This window comes from Rhodobacter aestuarii (genome assembly GCF_900156655.1).
GTDB classification, from domain to species: Bacteria; Pseudomonadota; Alphaproteobacteria; order Rhodobacterales; family Rhodobacteraceae; genus Rhodobacter; species Rhodobacter aestuarii.
This window is the reverse complement of record NZ_FTOG01000011.1, coordinates 95,177-109,697: the sequence shown is the minus strand read 5'-3', so window position 1 is coordinate 109,697 and position 14,521 is coordinate 95,177. Positions and strand designations below refer to the sequence as shown.

At 61.0% G+C, this 14,521-nt stretch carries 17 protein-coding genes; 10 read left to right on the top strand and 7 right to left on the bottom strand.

All coding sequences use genetic code 11. The features are described 5' to 3' along the window. Window positions 1–128: 128 nt before the first annotated feature. The 10 genes from BW967_RS15445 (at window position 129) to BW967_RS15400 (ending at window position 9,042) form a co-directional block, all read left to right on the top strand. Window positions 129–695 (top strand): NifU family protein, encoded by a 567-nt coding sequence (locus BW967_RS15445; protein ID WP_076485985.1) that lies wholly within the window; start codon window positions 129–131, stop codon window positions 693–695. Beyond that, complete coding sequence (gene tsaB, locus BW967_RS15440; protein WP_076485984.1) at window positions 685–1,296, top strand: tRNA (adenosine(37)-N6)-threonylcarbamoyltransferase complex dimerization subunit type 1 TsaB; 612 nt, start codon at window positions 685–687, stop codon at window positions 1,294–1,296. The genes BW967_RS15445 and tsaB overlap by 11 nt, the downstream gene beginning before the upstream one ends. After that, window positions 1,296–1,706 (top strand): ribosomal protein S18-alanine N-acetyltransferase, encoded by a 411-nt coding sequence (gene rimI, locus BW967_RS15435; protein WP_076485983.1) that lies wholly within the window; start codon window positions 1,296–1,298, stop codon window positions 1,704–1,706. The genes tsaB and rimI overlap by 1 nt, the downstream gene beginning before the upstream one ends. A 154-nt stretch (window positions 1,707–1,860) precedes the next feature. After that, a complete protein-coding gene (locus tag BW967_RS15430) occupies window positions 1,861–2,850 on the top strand; it encodes a BMP family lipoprotein (RefSeq protein ID WP_076485982.1) in 990 nt (329 codons plus the stop codon). Continuing rightward, window positions 2,850–4,448: an ABC transporter ATP-binding protein gene (locus tag BW967_RS15425; protein WP_076486028.1), complete on the top strand. Its 1,599-nt coding sequence runs from the start codon at window positions 2,850–2,852 to the stop codon at window positions 4,446–4,448. Before BW967_RS15430 ends, BW967_RS15425 begins: the two co-directional genes overlap by 1 nt. Next, a complete protein-coding gene (locus tag BW967_RS15420; RefSeq protein ID WP_076485981.1) occupies window positions 4,445–5,533 on the top strand; it encodes an ABC transporter permease in 1,089 nt (362 codons plus the stop codon). The genes BW967_RS15425 and BW967_RS15420 overlap by 4 nt, the downstream gene beginning before the upstream one ends. Then, a complete protein-coding gene (locus tag BW967_RS15415) occupies window positions 5,533–6,501 on the top strand; it encodes an ABC transporter permease (RefSeq protein ID WP_076485980.1) in 969 nt (322 codons plus the stop codon). The genes BW967_RS15420 and BW967_RS15415 overlap by 1 nt, the downstream gene beginning before the upstream one ends. Then, entirely contained in the window at window positions 6,485–7,285 is an 801-nt protein-coding gene (locus BW967_RS15410) for a purine-nucleoside phosphorylase (protein ID WP_076485979.1), read from the top strand. The genes BW967_RS15415 and BW967_RS15410 overlap by 17 nt, the downstream gene beginning before the upstream one ends. A gap of 72 nt (window positions 7,286–7,357) precedes the next feature. Further along, entirely contained in the window at window positions 7,358–8,275 is a 918-nt protein-coding gene (locus BW967_RS15405; protein ID WP_076486027.1) for a sulfite exporter TauE/SafE family protein, read from the top strand. Continuing rightward, a complete protein-coding gene (locus tag BW967_RS15400; RefSeq protein ID WP_245826564.1) occupies window positions 8,275–9,042 on the top strand; it encodes a TIGR02186 family protein in 768 nt (255 codons plus the stop codon). Before BW967_RS15405 ends, BW967_RS15400 begins: the two co-directional genes overlap by 1 nt. Here BW967_RS15400 and BW967_RS15395 read toward each other — a convergent pair. The 7 genes from BW967_RS15395 to truB all read right to left on the bottom strand — a co-directional run bounded on the left by BW967_RS15395 (window position 9,039) and on the right by truB (window position 14,517). Next, window positions 9,039–9,275, bottom strand: a complete 237-nt coding sequence (locus BW967_RS15395) for an Lrp/AsnC ligand binding domain-containing protein (protein WP_076485978.1) — start codon at window positions 9,273–9,275, stop codon at window positions 9,039–9,041. The genes BW967_RS15400 and BW967_RS15395 overlap by 4 nt on opposite strands. Before the next feature lie 159 nt (window positions 9,276–9,434). Beyond that, complete coding sequence (locus BW967_RS15390; RefSeq protein ID WP_076485977.1) at window positions 9,435–10,976, bottom strand: ATP-dependent DNA helicase; 1,542 nt, start codon at window positions 10,974–10,976, stop codon at window positions 9,435–9,437. An 89-nt stretch (window positions 10,977–11,065) separates the two neighbouring features. After that, window positions 11,066–11,422 (bottom strand): YigZ family protein, encoded by a 357-nt coding sequence (locus BW967_RS15385; protein WP_076485976.1) that lies wholly within the window; start codon window positions 11,420–11,422, stop codon window positions 11,066–11,068. 103 nt (window positions 11,423–11,525) lie between these two features. Further along, window positions 11,526–11,795: a 30S ribosomal protein S15 gene (gene rpsO, locus BW967_RS15380; RefSeq protein WP_076485975.1), complete on the bottom strand. Its 270-nt coding sequence runs from the start codon at window positions 11,793–11,795 to the stop codon at window positions 11,526–11,528. A gap of 147 nt (window positions 11,796–11,942) precedes the next feature. After that, entirely contained in the window at window positions 11,943–12,974 is a 1,032-nt protein-coding gene (locus BW967_RS15375; RefSeq protein WP_076485974.1) for a calcium-binding protein, read from the bottom strand. Window positions 12,975–13,085: 111 nt separating this feature from the next. Beyond that, a complete protein-coding gene (locus BW967_RS15370; RefSeq protein ID WP_076485973.1) occupies window positions 13,086–13,610 on the bottom strand; it encodes a DUF1643 domain-containing protein in 525 nt (174 codons plus the stop codon). Window positions 13,611–13,614: 4 nt separating this feature from the next. Further along, complete coding sequence (gene truB / locus BW967_RS15365) at window positions 13,615–14,517, bottom strand: tRNA pseudouridine(55) synthase TruB (RefSeq protein WP_076485972.1); 903 nt, start codon at window positions 14,515–14,517, stop codon at window positions 13,615–13,617. Window positions 14,518–14,521 lie beyond the last annotated feature (4 nt).

Genomic DNA, 14,521 nt, shown 5'->3' with positions numbered 1-14,521 from the left:
GGGGCTTTTTGATGGAAAACGGCCGCAAATCCCGTGCCGTGACTTGGGGTGCGGCTTTGTGAGGTCGGCCAAAACTTGACGAATTTGGTCAGAAGGCGCATATCTGCCTCAAGCCAAGGAGGCACGCCATGTTCATCCAGACCGAGACCACCCCGAACCCCGCGACGCTCAAATTCCTGCCGGGGCAGGAAGTTCTGCCCAAAGGCAGCGCCGATTTCACCTCTGAGGAAGCTGCGCAGGTTTCGCCTTTGGCGGGGCGTATTTTCCGCGTGGCCGGGGTGAAGGGCGTGTTTTTGGGTTCTGATTTTGTCACCGTCACCAAAGACGATGCCACCGATTGGGCCCATGCCCGCCCAGCGATTTTGGGCGCGATCATGGAGCATTACCAATCCGGCCAGCCGGTGCTGATGGGGGCGGCCAGCGGTGGCCATACCGAAGGCGGCGCTGACGATGGCGAAGATGGCGCGATCATCGCCCAGATCAAAGAATTGCTCGACACCCGTGTGCGCCCCGCTGTGGCGCAAGATGGCGGCGACATCACCTTCCACGGCTTTGAAAAGGGCGTGGTTTACCTGCATATGCAAGGTGCTTGCGCGGGCTGCCCGTCTTCGACCTACACGCTGAAAATGGGCATCGAGAACCTTTTGCGCCATTATATCCCCGAGGTCAGCGAGGTGCGCGCCGTTGCGCAGTGAGGCTCTGACCCTTGCCTTTGACACATCGGCCGCGCATTGCGCGGCCGCTTTGCTGCAAGGCGAGACGGTGCTGGCGCATCGGCTGGAAGAGATGGCGAAGGGGCAGGCCGAACGGCTGATGCCGTTGTTGGAAAAGCTTCTCGCCGAGGCAGGTCATAATTGGCGCGACCTTGCCGCCATTGGTGTTGGCATTGGGCCGGGCAATTTTACTGGCGTGCGGATTTCGGTTTCTGCCGCGCGGGGCCTAGCGTTGAGCCTTGGCATTCCCGCGATTGGGGTTTCCAGTTTCGAGGCGGTTGCCGAAGGCGCGGCGCGCCCGATTGCGGTGATGCTCGATGCACGGCGCGGCGAGGCTTATGCACAGCGCTTTACCGACGCAGGTGCAGAGCCGCCCCGCTTGGAGCCCGCAGGGGTATTTCAGGCGGAACTGGCAGGCACGCCGATCCTTACACCGGAGCAAGCGACTTTCCCGCTCGCCGTGGCCATTGCCCGGGTCGCCGCATCGCGCGCCGAGACCCCGCAGCCTAAACCCGCGCCGCTATATCTGCGCGGGGCCGATGCCGCGCCGCCGTCTGATCCGCCTCCGGTGTTGCTGGACTGATGGACCCCGCCGCCCTTGCCCAATTACATGCCACTTGCTTCACCACCCCGCGGCCATGGTCTGCGGCGGAATTCGCCGATCTTTTGGCAAGCCCGCAGTGCTTTCTTTGCATCGAAGCCACCGGGTTTCTGTTGGGCCGGGTCGTGGCGGATGAGGCCGAATTGCTTACCCTCGCCGTTGACCCACAAGCTCGGCGGCAAGGCACGGGTATGAAACTCGTGACGGCGTTTTCGGTCGAGGCCCGCAGTCGCGGCGCGACGACAGCATTTTTGGAAGTTGCGGCCTCAAACGCTGCTGCTCAGGCCCTTTATGGCTGCACGGGTTGGACAGAAGCCGGGCGGCGTAAGCGCTATTACCACGCGCCGGACGGCAGTGCAGAGGATGCGCTGGTTCTGGTGCAAGCGCTTTAGGCAGCTGCCTAGGATCTGCGCATCAAGACGCGACGACAGCCAAAAACCCGCTTGACCGCCCCCGGTTTCAGAGCCCTAATTCGCGAGGTCCGCGGGCTTGCCCCGCCACTGGCGTTCCTTGGGGGGGACGCGCAACAATGACCGGGAGTGATCCATGACCATGACGAAACATTTCCTCGGCGCCGCAGCGACGCTGGCGCTTTTTGCAGGCGCGGCGGCTGCCGATCCGGCGCTGATTTTTGACCTTGGTGGCAAGTTCGACAAATCCTTCAACGAAGCGGCCTTCAACGGCGCCGAGCGTTGGGCCGCAGAAACAGGCGGCACCTACAAAGAATTGGAAATGCAGTCTGAAGCGCAGCGCGAACAGGCGCTGCGGCGCTTCGCGGAATCGGGTGCGAACCCGATCGTGATGACGGGCTTTGCCTTTGGCGATGTGCTCAACACCGTGGCCCCGGATTACCCGGACACGAAATTTGCCATCATCGACATGGTGGTGGATCAGCCGAACGTCCGCTCGGTCGTGTTCCAAGAAGAGCAAGGCTCCTATCTTGTCGGCATGATGGCGGCGATGGCCTCGAAAACCGGGGTTGTTGGCTTTGTTGGTGGCATGGATATTCCGCTGATCCGCAAGTTTGAATGCGGCTATGCCCAAGGCGCGAAAGCGGCGAACCCGGATGTGAAAGTGGTCTACAACATGACCGGCACGACTCCTGCGGCGTGGAACGATCCGGTGAAAGGGTCCGAATTGACCAAGGCGCAAATCGCGCAAGGTGCGGATGTTGTGTTCTCGGCGGCGGGTTCAACCGGCCTTGGCATCTTGCAAACGGTTGCCGATGAGGGGATTTTGGGCATCGGTGTCGATAGCAACCAAAACTACATGCATCCGGGCAACATGCTGACCTCGATGGTCAAGCGCGTGGACCTGTCGGTTTATGAGGCCTTCATGGAAGGTGCCGATCTGGAAACCGGCGTGATCGTTTCGGGGCTTGCCGACAATGGCGTGAGCTATGCGCTGGATGAATTCAACGCCGAACTCGTCACCGACGAGATGAAAGCCGCCGTCGATGAAGCCGCTGCGAAGATCGTCGCGGGTGAGATCGAGGTGCACGATTACATGACGGACAACACCTGCCCGGTGGAATGATGACAGAGACGACGGATGCGGGGCGGCAGGCAACTGCCGCCCTTTCCGGGGCTGCGGCCCCGGCAATTGAGTTGCGCGGCATTTCCAAGGCCTTCGGGCCGGTGCAGGCAAACAAGGATATTTCCATTCGCGTGATGCCGGGCACGATCCACGGCATTATCGGCGAAAATGGCGCGGGCAAATCGACCTTGATGTCGATCCTATACGGGTTCTACCGCGCCGATGCGGGCGAGATCTTGATCAATGGCCGGCCGACCATCATCCATGATAGCCAAGCTGCGATCCGCGCGGGCATCGGGATGGTGTTCCAGCACTTCAAGCTGGTGCAGAATTTCACCGTGCTCGAGAATGTCATTCTGGGCGCGGAAGACGGGGCGCTGCTTCGCCCCTCGCTTGCCAAGGCGCGCAAAACGCTGGCGCATTTGGCCGAGGAATATGAGCTGGATGTTGACCCCGATGCGGTGATTGAAGAGCTTTCGGTGGGCCATCAGCAGCGCGTGGAGATTTTAAAAGCGCTTTATCGCCACGCCGATATTTTGATTTTGGATGAGCCCACGGGCGTGTTGACCCCCGATGAGGCCGATCACCTGTTTCGCATCCTGCGTGGCCTGAAAGAGCAGGGCAAAACGATCATTCTGATCACCCATAAGCTGCGCGAGATTATGGAGATCACGGATTCCGTTTCCGTGATGCGGCGCGGCGAGATGGTGGCCACCGTCAAAACCGCCGAGACCTCGCCCGAGGAGTTGGCGGAGTTGATGGTGGGCCGCAAAGTGCTGATGCATGTGCCGAAAGCGCCCGCAAATCCGGGCGATACGGTGCTGAAGCTGGAAAACCTGCGCGTCACCGATGCCGAAGGAGTTGATCGACTTAAGGGTGTGAGCCTGACCATTCGCGCGGGCGAGATTTTGGGCATTGCTGGGGTGGCGGGCAACGGCCAATCCGAATTGCTTGAGGTTTTGGGCGGTTTTGGCGCGGGCAAGGTCACGGGCCGGATGGAGGTGCAGGGGCAGGAGGTCGTGCTGGCTGGCCATGGGGCCACCGGGCAAACCCGGCGGGCGCGCGGCATTGCCCATGTGCCCGAAGATCGCCATCACCTTGGCCTGATCTTGGATTTCAGCGCATGGGAAAACGTGGCTTTTGGCTATCACGGCGCCAAAGACTATCAGGCCAGCGGGCTCTTTATGGACAACGCGGCGATCATCCGCGACACCGAAGGCAAGATGGAGCGCTTTGACGTGCGCCCGCCCAACCCGCACCTGCCCGCGCAAAGCTTCTCTGGCGGGAACCAGCAAAAGATCGTTCTGGCGCGCGAGATTGAGCGTAACCCGGTGCTCTTGCTTGTCGGGCAACCGACACGCGGCGTGGATATTGGCGCGATTGAATTCATCCATCGCCGCATTGTGGAATTGCGCGATGCGGGGGCTGCGGTGCTGCTCGTTTCGGTCGAGCTTGATGAGATCATGTCACTCTCTGACCGGATTGCGGTGATGTTTGACGGCCAGATCATGGGCGAGCGGCTGCCCGCCGAGACGAATGAGCGTGAGTTGGGCCTGTTGATGGCCGGGGTTGCGCAAACCAAAGGGGCGGCAGAATGACCAAACTCCCCACTTGGGCAGACCTTGTTCTGGTGCCCTTCATCTCGCTTTTGCTGGCGGCGGTCATTTCGGCCATCGTGATTTTGGCGATTGGTGGCGACCCGATCGAGGCCGTGACGGTGATGGTCGATGGCGCGATTGGCTCCCCCTATGGCTGGGGCTATACGCTTTACTACACCACCTCTTTCATCTTCACAGGGCTTGCCGTGACGGTCGCTTATCACGCCGGGCAGTTCAACATCGGCGGCGAAGGGCAGGCGCAACTTGGCGGTTTGGGGGTGGCACTTGTGTGCCTAGCGCTGCCTTGGCCGCATTGGTCGCTGGCGCTTGTTGCCGCGACCGCTGGGGCGGCACTCTTTGGGGCCGCTTGGGCCGCCATTCCCGCATGGTTACAAGCAAAACGCGGCAGCCATATCGTGATCACCACGATCATGTTCAACTATATCGGCGCGGCTTTCATCGTGTACATGCTGGTTGAGGTGCTGCGCCCTGTGGGGCAGATGGACCCGGCCTCCGCCCGCTTCCCAGAGGGGGCAAAGCTGCCAAACTTTGGGCAAATTCCGGGGCTTGATCTGATCTTCTCGAACAAAGTGCCCGCCAATGTCAGCTTCTTTGCGGCGGTCGCGGCCTGTTTTGCGGTTTGGGCCCTGCTGTGGCGCACCAAGCTTGGCTATGAAATCCGCGCCTTTGGCAAATCAGAAAGTGCGGCACGCTATGCCGGGATCTCGCCCGTGAAGGTGATCATGCTGGCAATGCTTATTTCGGGCGGCTTGGCAGGGATGATGGCGATCAACAACGTCATGGGGGAATCTGAGCGGCTGGTGCAAAACGCGTCAGAAGGGGCGGGGTTCATTGGCATTGCCGTGGCACTGATGGGGCGAAACCACCCGTTTGGCGTGTTTTTGGCCGCACTGCTGTTTGGCTTCCTCTATCAAGGGGGGGCCGAGATGGGGCTTTGGACCACAATCCCGATTGAATTGCGTCTGCTGCTTCAGGGGCTGGTGATCTTGTTCACGGGCGCACTCGACACGATGGTGCGGATGATGCTCGTGCCCTTCTTCCGCTTGGCACGGGGGGCTGTGTGATGGATTACGCAACGCTGATCGAGGTTTTGGGCTCCACCCTGCGTTTGGGCACGCCGCTTCTGCTTGCTTGTTTGGCGGGGCTTTATTCCGAACGTGCGGGCATTTTTGACATCGGGCTTGAAGGCAAGATGCTGATGGCTGCAATGGCCTCGGGCGCGGTGGCGGCGATGACGGGTTCGGCATGGCTTGGCCTTGGTGCGGGGATTGTGGCCTCGCTTATTTTCGCGCTGATCCACGGGCTCGCCTCCATCACCTTCCGGGGCAACCAGCTTATTTCGGGCGTGGCGCTCAACTTCGTGGCCTCGGGCGCGACGGTGCTCATCTCGCAAACGCTGTTTCACCAAGGCGGGCGCACGCCGCCGCTGACTGGCGATGCCCGGTTTCAGGCGATAACCTTGCCGGGGGCAGAGGCGCTGGCCTCCGTGCCCTATTTCGGGCCCTTCTATGCCAAGGTGATCTCGGGCCATTCCCTGCTCGTTTATATCGCGCTTGCGGCTGTGCCGCTGACATGGTGGCTGCTTTACCGTACCCGCTTTGGCCTGCGGCTGCGGGCTGTGGGGGAAAACCCGGAATCGGTGGATACCGCAGGCGTTTCGGTCATCGGCCTGCGCTATACTGCGGTGATGCTGACCGGCGTTTTGTGCGGCATTGCCGGGGCCTATATGGCGACCTCTTTGCAAGCGGGTTTTGGCCGCGAGATGACGGCGGGGCGCGGCTATATTGCCCTTGCCGCGCTGATCTTCGCCAAATGGCGGCCTTGGTATGCGCTTGGCGCGACCATGCTCTTTGGTTTCTTGCAGGCCATTGCGTTGCGCCCCGATGTGATCGAGGGCACGTTGCACATGAAAATCCCGGTCTCGGCGCTGGATGCCCTGCCTTACATTTTGACTGTGATCGTTTTGGCGGGCTTTGTGGGCCGCGCGATCCCCCCACGCGCCGGAGGCCAACCCTATGTCAAGGAGCGCTGAACTCGCCCGCCTGATCCGTGCCCGCGCGGGTTCCACCCCGCCTGTCTTGGGCTTGGTGCTGGGCTCCGGGCTTGGTCATATCGCCGACGAGGTAGAGGGCGTCGCGATCCCTTACACCGACCTGCCGGGTTTTCCGCAAGCGGGGGTGTCAGGTCACAACCCAAAACTCGCGATTGGCACGCTTGAGGGCGTGCGGGTCGCGGTGTTTGGCGGGCGCGTGCATTACTATGAACATGGCAACCCCGCCGAGATGCGGCTGGCCTTAGAGGTGCTGCGCGATCTGGGCTGCGATCAGCTCCTGTTGACCAATGCCGCCGGTAGCCTACGCGCCGACATTCCCCCCGGCGGGCTGATGCTGCTGAATGACCATATCAACTTTGCAGGTGCCAACCCGCTGATTGGTGAGCCAACAGATGCGCGCTTTGTGCCGATGACCGAGGCCCATGATCCGGGCCTGCGTGGGCAACTCAAAGCCGCCGCCGAAGCTGAGGGGCTCGCGCTTCCCGAAGGGGTCTATTGCTGGTTCTCTGGCCCGTCCTTTGAAACACCCGCCGAAATTCGCGCGGCAAAAATCCTTGGGGCCGATGCAGTGGGCATGTCGACCGTACCTGAGGTGATCCTTGCGCGCTTTTTGGGCCTGCGGGTCGCCGCCGTGTCGGTGATGACAAATATGGGCGCTGGCATGGCGAATGAACAAATCAGCCACGAGCAAACCAAGGCGATGGCCCCCCTTGGTGCCGCCAAGTTTGAAAAGATCCTGCGCCGAATGCTGAAAACCCTTTAACCGGGGCGAAAGCGGGTCTTGCTACCCTCGCCCATGCAGGTCATGCTGCAAGGGCAAAGCCAACGCACCGCCATGCAAATCTACCTTCCCATCGCCGAGCTTTCGGTGAACATCTTTCTTCTTTTGGGCCTTGGTGGGCTCGTGGGCCTGTTGTCGGGCATGTTTGGTGTGGGCGGCGGCTTCTTGATCACGCCGCTTCTGTTTTTCATTGGCATTCCGCCCACTGTGGCGGTGGCGACCGGGGCGAACCAAGTTGTGGCCTCTTCGGTCAGTGGGGTCTTGGCACAGTTCAAGCGTAAGGCTGTGGATGTGCCGATGGGGATCGTTCTCTTGATCGGTGGCCTTATTGGCTCGGCCATGGGGATCTTCATCTTCAACCTGCTTACACGGCTCGGGCAAATCGACCTTGCGGTGCAATTGGCCTATGTCGTGTTTTTGGGCTCGATCGGGCTGTTGATGCTGCAAGAGGCGGTACGCGCGCTGCGCCGCAACCGCCGCAAAGATGCGCCGCGGGTGAAAGCGCGCCAGCATAATTGGGTGCACCGGTTGCCGTTCAAGGTGAAGTTCCGCGCCTCAGGCCTTTATATCTCGGTCATCCCGCCGATGCTGGTAGGCATGGCTGTCGGGGTTTTGGCCGCGATCATGGGCGTGGGTGGTGGCTTCATCATGGTGCCCGCGATGATTTACCTGCTTGGGATGCCGACTAAGGTGGTGATCGGCACCTCGCTGTTTCAAATTTTGTTCGTGTCGGCCTTCACCACGATGATGCACGCCATCACCAACCAATCGGTGGATGTGATGCTGGCGCTCTTGCTGATTGTCGGCGGGGTGATTGGCGCGCAGATCGGCTCGCAACTTGGGGCGAAGCTGAAAGCCGAACAGTTGCGCATCTTGTTGGCGCTTTTGGTTCTGGCTGTCGCGGTGAAGCTGGGGCTCGATCTTCTGTTGATGCCCAGCGAGCTTTACTCCCTCACCATGGGGGTGATCTGATGATCCGCGCGCTGATGGTCTTTTTCGTGTTGGGGCTGTCGCTTCTGCCGGGGCTGGCGCAGGCCGAAAAGGTCGTGGCGGGACTCAGTGCCGAGGATATTGGGATTACCGCCTCGTTTGATGGGTCGACGGTGATCCTTTATGGCGCGGTGAAACGTGACGCGCCGGAGCCGCCGGGGCGGCTTGGGGTGATTGTCACGCTGGAAGGGCCGCTGCAGCGCGTCACCGTGCGGCGCAAGTCGCGTGAATTTGGGATTTGGGTCAACACCGGGAAAGTGGTGGTGCCGCAAGCGCCAAGCTATTACGCCGTGGCAAGCTCCGCGCCACTCGAGAAGATCTTGCCACCAGCGCTGGATGCGCTTGAGAATATCTCGCTGCCGCTGGCGATGCGGGCCTTTGCAGGGCCTCTGGGCGAAAGTGACACTCGCCCCTATGCCGAAGCACTGATGCGCATTCGTGAAAAGGGTGGGGTCTATCAGCTGACGCGCAAACCGGTAAAGCTGGTGCAAGGCACGCTGTTTCGCGCCGACTTCGACTTGCCTGCAAACCTGATTGAAGGGGATTACACCGCGCGGATCTTTTTGCTGCGCGATGGCAATTTGATCGACCGGGCAGAGCGCCCAATCCGGGTGCGCCGGGTTGGGCTTGAGCGGTTCACCTATAACCTGTCGCAAAACCAGCCCGCGCTTTACGGGCTGATGTCGCTCGCGCTTGCGGTCTTTGCGGGCTGGGCCGCCTCTGCCGCCTTCCGGATGCTGAAGCGTTAGAACGCTTTGAAGGTCATCGTCGTCAAGGTGCGGCTGATGCCAGCAATATCGAACAGCTTTTCCGACAGGTAATGGCCAACATCGACCTCTTCGGGGATGTAGACCTTGGCGATCAGGTCATAATCGCCCGAGGTGGAATAGAGTTCGCTCACCACCTCGCGCTCATAAATGGCATCGGCCACGGCATAGGTTTGACCGGGCTGGCAACGGAACTGGACGAAAACGCAACGCATGGGCCGCCTCCTTTGTTGGGGGCAGATTAGGCGGCGTGGCCGGAAAGGAAAAGGGCTAGAGCATGTTGCACAAAACTGGGAGCCGGTTTTGTGCGCCTCCGATATGCGAGATTACAAGGTAAGAGCTTGTGGCGCGCAGGCGAAGGAACGCGACCGGCTCTAGTCGGTTTGACCTTCGAGCTTGAGCACCGCAGCCCCGCTTGGCAGATCGTCGATGCCCAAGGGGGTAGAGGGGCGGGCAAGTCGCGCTTTCGTCACCCATAAAAGCCGATGCTCGGCGCGGGTGATCGCGACATAGGCCAGCCGTTTCCACAGCGGGATACCCGCCTCTGACCGACCCGCGCGGAAGGCGGCATAAATATCGGGCGCAAAAACCTGCACATCGGGCCACTGGCTGCCCTGCGCCTTGTGAATGGTGACGGCAGCACCATGCAAAAAGGTCGCCCCCATCCGTGCGGCAAAGGGGATGAAGGGTTCTTCTTCATCAGGCATTTCGATCTTTACGATCGAAGCGGCTGACAGGCGCGGGTCTTCAGAGCCAATCACATGCAGCCGCGAAAAGCCGGGCTTTTTGCCGGGGCCAAGGTAGATCACCTGCGCGCCCTTAATCAGCCCGCGCGCCTCAAGGTCGATGCGCTTCTTGCGGTGCTTGAGCGGCAATTCGATCCCGTCGCAAATCAGCGGCTCGCCGGGCAAAAGCGCATCTGCGGGCGCGGAATGCGCGCCGCGAAACGCCTGTATCAGCCGAATGCGGGTCGCATTGCGCCACACCAAAACGGGCGAGCGCGCCATCAGATCGCTTTCGACCCGTTCGGCCCAAACCACGCGCGGGTCAGATTTTGCAGCCTCTGCCAGCTTGCGTTCAAAAGCGTAGAAATCGAGGCTGTCATCGGCCAAAGCATGGGCCAGATCCAAGATCGGGTTGTCATCGGCTTGGCGGTGGATACGGTGTAGCGCATGCACCTCTTTTTTCGGCAACCGCTCAAACGACATATGACCCGATTGGTTGACGGGGGCGAGCTGCGCCGGGTCGCCAAACAAGACCAGCGTCGGGAAGATTTCTTTCAGGTCGTCAAACTGGCGTTCGTCGAGCATTGAGGCTTCGTCAACAAAGCCTATATCCAGCGGGTCTTCGCGCCGCTTCCAGCCGGAAATAAAATCCGAGCCCCGCAAGCCCGCCGCCGCCAAGGCGCCCGGCACCGAGGCATTTGTTTCGTAAAAGGCTTTCGCGCGGTCGAGCGCGAGTTCAGACAGCCCGTCGATCCGCAACTGCTCAAGATCGGGGCGGTCGCCTTGCCCGGCCAGCCATTCGGCAATGGCCTCATATTCAGGGTGATAAACGGGGGTATAAAGAATGCGGTGGATCGTGGTCGCGGGCACACCGCGCGAGCGCAGCACCGAGGCGGCTTTGTTCGTGGGGGCCAAAATCGCCAGCGTGCGCCGATCTTTGCGCTTCTTGCCTTCATAATCGCCCGAGACGATCTCAACCCCCGCCTCGGCCAAGGCTTTGAAGAGTTGCGCCAAAAGGAGCGTTTTGCCCGAGCCCGCCTTGCCGATCACCGCCATCACATGCGGCTCGCCGCCCTCGGGCAACAAACTGCCATCCAAAATATCGACACCCGCCGCCTCCAGCGCGGAAGCAACGGCATCCCAGGCCTCGGCCTGATCGTCAGAGAATTTAAGCGTGGCAGGAAGCGTCATGGCGCGACTTTACAGGGCGTCTGGGTGAACCGAAAGGCGTGAAATCCGGGGGCCAAGCTGCCGTTGTGGGTCGGTCGTTTGGGGGGCGCTCAGGTCTGGCGCAGGTCTTCCAGATAAAGACGCACGGCCTCTTGCACATGGCGGAACCGATCCCCGCCAAGATGCTTGCCGCCAAACCAGCGCGTGACCACGATGATATGGTTTTGCAGAGCTTCGCGTTCGAGCATCCGCAAAATCACCATACCCGCCCCGGCTTCTCCATCATCATTTTTAAGCGGGGCATCGGCGGTCAAAAGGGCCCAGCTATTATGCGTTGCCTTGGCGAATTTTTTCGTGCGGCAGAGGGTTTGGATGAAAGCCCGTGCCTCTTCTGCCGAGGCGCATGGCCCGCCGGCAACGGCATATTTCGAGCCACGATCGCTGATGATGTTTTCCAAGATGCGCATGGTGCGGGTGTAAAGCGCATGCCTGCGGGCAGCAAGGCGGGGGACATAAGCAAAACGCCCGCCGCTTGTGCGACGGGCGTTTCGTTTTCCGAAGCCGGAAAGATTAGCGGCGCAGGCCGAGACGCTCGATGAGCGACTGGTAGCGAGCCACATCTTTCTTTTTCAGGTAGTCGAGCAGTTTGCGGCGCTGGGCCACCATCATCAGAAGGCCACGACGCGAGTGGTTGTCCTTCTTGTGCTGTTTGAAGTGCTCGGTCAGCGTCGCGATGCGCGAGCTGAGGATCGCCACTTGGACTTCCGGCGAACCGGTGTCGCCTTCTTTGGTGGCGTATTCTTTGATGAGACGGTTTTTCTCTTCAACGGTGATCGACATCGGGGTCTCCTTTGGTAAAGGGTTATGGCGCAGGCCGGGATGTCGTCCAGCAAGGCCCGTGGAGCACCGCCGAATCCGGCGGATGGCGGCGTTTAGCGGAAATTCCGCCTTTTGGGAAGCAAAAAGGCCCGAGAGGCCTTGGCGAGGTCAAAGCGCGCTGAATTCCTCTGGGGTCACCAAGCGAAGGTCTTCAACCGTCAGGTTCTCGGCGTTCATTACCTCGGCCAGCGGCACACCATCCAAGCAGACCCATTGGTTGCCACTGGTCTCAGAGGGCTGAAGGGTCAGGTCCGGCAGGCTGCCCGAACTCGGGTCATAGACCACCACAATCTGGTCTTGGCTGGCGTCATAATCGGCAATGGTGGCTGGGTTGGCCGGGTCGATCCAATCGCCCAAGCCGAACACATCTTCATCCTCGCCACCCGAGGCATAGTCGCCCGTTCCCACCATCAGCGTATCCGCCCCCGTGCCGCCATTGAGGAAATCTGTCCCATCCTCATCCATGGTAGCGGATTCGTCTGCGGCTACCACTCCGATCAGCAGATCATCGCCATCGCCGCCAAACAACTCGTCATTGCCAAGCCCACCTGTCAGCGTGTCATCCCCATCGTCGCCCATCAGGCTGTCATTGCCCGTATCGCCCGCCAAGATGTCATTATCGGCGCCGCCAGACAGGCTATCATTATCTTCGCCCCCCGACAGGCTATCCGCCCCAAAGCCCCCGGTTAGCGTGTCATTTCCCGCAGCGCCCAAAAGCGTATCTGCCCCGTCTTCGCCAGCAAGCGAATCATCGCCTGCATCCCCGGATAGATTGTCATCGCCCTCTTCGCCAATCAGCGTGTCGTCACCCGCGCCGCCCGCAAGCGTGTCATCGCCGCTGTAGCCGTTGATTTGGTCATCGCCGCCAAGCCCGTCGATCTCATCGTCGAAAAGATCGCCCCAAAGGATATCGGCAAGCTCGCTCGGGTCAGGGGAGGGCAGGGAAGAGGGCGTGGGATCGTCCCCGGGCAAGGTGGTCACCGTGTCGGACGGGTCATCTTCGATCAGATCCTCGCCACCGCTATCGCCCGCGCTGTCTTCGGGGAGAATGCCATCTTCTGCCTCCGGCTCCTCCAGCGGAACCAGACCAGCGGCAACCCCTGCCATCAGCAGACCCAGCAGACCGGAGAGAAACAGCATCGCACCACCTCATGGTTAAGCGGCGAGCCTAACGCGCGGGCGTGAATCAAAAGCGAGCACAGGTGCCGAAAAGGCGTAGGAGCTGCGATATTTCGGAGGCTGGTTAACCGTTTATGACGCGGGCCAAGCGATCAGTTGCTGCGCATAGCTGATGTAAAGCGGGTGTTTGGGGGCTCCCGCATTGGTGAGCCCCAAATGATGCAATGCCCGGCCAGAGCCGCGCAAAAGCGCCTCCACCGCTGCCCCGCGGTTCAAATGCGCCCCATGCGCCCCCCAAGCGCAGATGATTCGATCTTTAGGCCCGGCGGCCCATTCAAGGCTTTCCAAAATCGCGGCATCATTTTCGGGGCCAACGGGGTCTGCTTGCGCGCGCATGTCTTTGGGGTCGGTGGCGCGATAGGCGAAGATATTCGTCACCCGGAAAGCGCCAAAGCCCAAGGCCCGCGCCCGGCGCTCGCAGCGCTCCACGGTCGGGTCGTTCTGCACCTCGGTTGCGGTGGAAGGGTTCAGCATCACAAACAGCGCGCGGGGGTGGCTTTCGTCCCAAACACGGGTGAGCAGGTAGCGATACTGCTCACAGTCGGAATAAACCGCGATCGAGGGGGCATCGCCTTTGATATGGCTGCGTGTGATCATGCCCTTACCGGTTGAAAACGCGGTCCGGATGGACCTCGCCGCCCATGTAGCGACCCACGGCAATGGCAAGCCCGTCGCGGCTCACCCAAACCTCGGTGCCAAATTCGATGCCCGATGCGATCACTTGGCCCGGGTTGCCGTGGCTCAGCCGCACTGCGCCCTCCACCGTGGCTTTCACTTCGGGCAGGTCATCTAGCCCGAGTTCCAGCGGCAAAAGCTTTTCATCCAACTCTGGCGTGCGGGCAAGCGTATCAATCTGATCAAGGCTCAGGCCATTTTCCGCCTCAAACGGGCCAGACCAGACCCGGCGCAGCCAAGCCACATGGCCCAAACAGCCAAGTGCCCGGCCCAGATCGCGCGCGATAGAGCGCACATAGCCGCCCTTGCCGCAGACCATTTCCAACTCGACCGTATCAGCATCGGGGCGGGCAACGACCTCAAGGCTTTCGACCCAAAGCGGGCGCGCGGCCAAATCCATTGCCACACCCTCTCGGGCCAGATCATAAGCGCGCTCGCCTTCCACCTTCACGGCAGAGACTTGCGGCGGCACTTGCATGATGTCCCCGCGAAACGCGCCAAGCGCGGCTGCAATCGCCTCATCCGTGGGGCGGGCGTCAGAGGTTTCCAACACCGCGCCTTCGGCGTCATCGGTGCTGGTTGAAGCGCCAAAGCGCACCTGGAAGCGGTAGCATTTCATTGCATCGGTGATGAAGGGAACGGTCTTGGTCGCTTCGCCGAGCGCGATGGCCAAAACGCCCGTGGCCGCAGGGTCAAGCGTGCCCGCATGGCCCGCCTTTTTCGCATCAAGCGCCCAGCGAACCTTGCCCACCACCGAGGTCGAGGTCACCCCCGCCGGTTTGTCGACCACGATCCAGCCGGAAATATCGCGCCCCTTCTTGCGGCCCATAACA

What these genes read in the sequence shown, in the direction of transcription:
- rpsO (WP_076485975.1), bottom strand. Translation starts at nt 11,795, where the DNA reads ATGTCGATCACCGTTGAAGAGAAAAACCGTCTCATCAAAGAATACGCC.
- rimI (WP_076485983.1), top strand. Translation starts at nt 1,296, where the DNA reads ATGGACCCCGCCGCCCTTGCCCAATTACATGCCACTTGCTTCACCACC.
- BW967_RS15445 (WP_076485985.1), top strand. Translation starts at nt 129, where the DNA reads ATGTTCATCCAGACCGAGACCACCCCGAACCCCGCGACGCTCAAATTC.
- BW967_RS15390 (WP_076485977.1), bottom strand. Translation starts at nt 10,976, where the DNA reads ATGACGCTTCCTGCCACGCTTAAATTCTCTGACGATCAGGCCGAGGCC.
- BW967_RS15385 (WP_076485976.1), bottom strand. Translation starts at nt 11,422, where the DNA reads ATGCGCATCTTGGAAAACATCATCAGCGATCGTGGCTCGAAATATGCC.
- BW967_RS15400 (WP_245826564.1), top strand. Translation starts at nt 8,275, where the DNA reads ATGATCCGCGCGCTGATGGTCTTTTTCGTGTTGGGGCTGTCGCTTCTG.
- BW967_RS15425 (WP_076486028.1), top strand. Translation starts at nt 2,850, where the DNA reads ATGACAGAGACGACGGATGCGGGGCGGCAGGCAACTGCCGCCCTTTCC.
- BW967_RS15375 (WP_076485974.1), bottom strand. Translation starts at nt 12,974, where the DNA reads ATGCTGTTTCTCTCCGGTCTGCTGGGTCTGCTGATGGCAGGGGTTGCC.
- BW967_RS15395 (WP_076485978.1), bottom strand. Translation starts at nt 9,275, where the DNA reads ATGCGTTGCGTTTTCGTCCAGTTCCGTTGCCAGCCCGGTCAAACCTAT.
- BW967_RS15405 (WP_076486027.1), top strand. Translation starts at nt 7,358, where the DNA reads ATGCAAATCTACCTTCCCATCGCCGAGCTTTCGGTGAACATCTTTCTT.
- truB (WP_076485972.1), bottom strand. Translation starts at nt 14,517, where the DNA reads ATGGGCCGCAAGAAGGGGCGCGATATTTCCGGCTGGATCGTGGTCGAC.
- BW967_RS15420 (WP_076485981.1), top strand. Translation starts at nt 4,445, where the DNA reads ATGACCAAACTCCCCACTTGGGCAGACCTTGTTCTGGTGCCCTTCATC.
- BW967_RS15410 (WP_076485979.1), top strand. Translation starts at nt 6,485, where the DNA reads ATGTCAAGGAGCGCTGAACTCGCCCGCCTGATCCGTGCCCGCGCGGGT.
- BW967_RS15430 (WP_076485982.1), top strand. Translation starts at nt 1,861, where the DNA reads ATGACCATGACGAAACATTTCCTCGGCGCCGCAGCGACGCTGGCGCTT.
- BW967_RS15370 (WP_076485973.1), bottom strand. Translation starts at nt 13,610, where the DNA reads ATGATCACACGCAGCCATATCAAAGGCGATGCCCCCTCGATCGCGGTT.
- BW967_RS15415 (WP_076485980.1), top strand. Translation starts at nt 5,533, where the DNA reads ATGGATTACGCAACGCTGATCGAGGTTTTGGGCTCCACCCTGCGTTTG.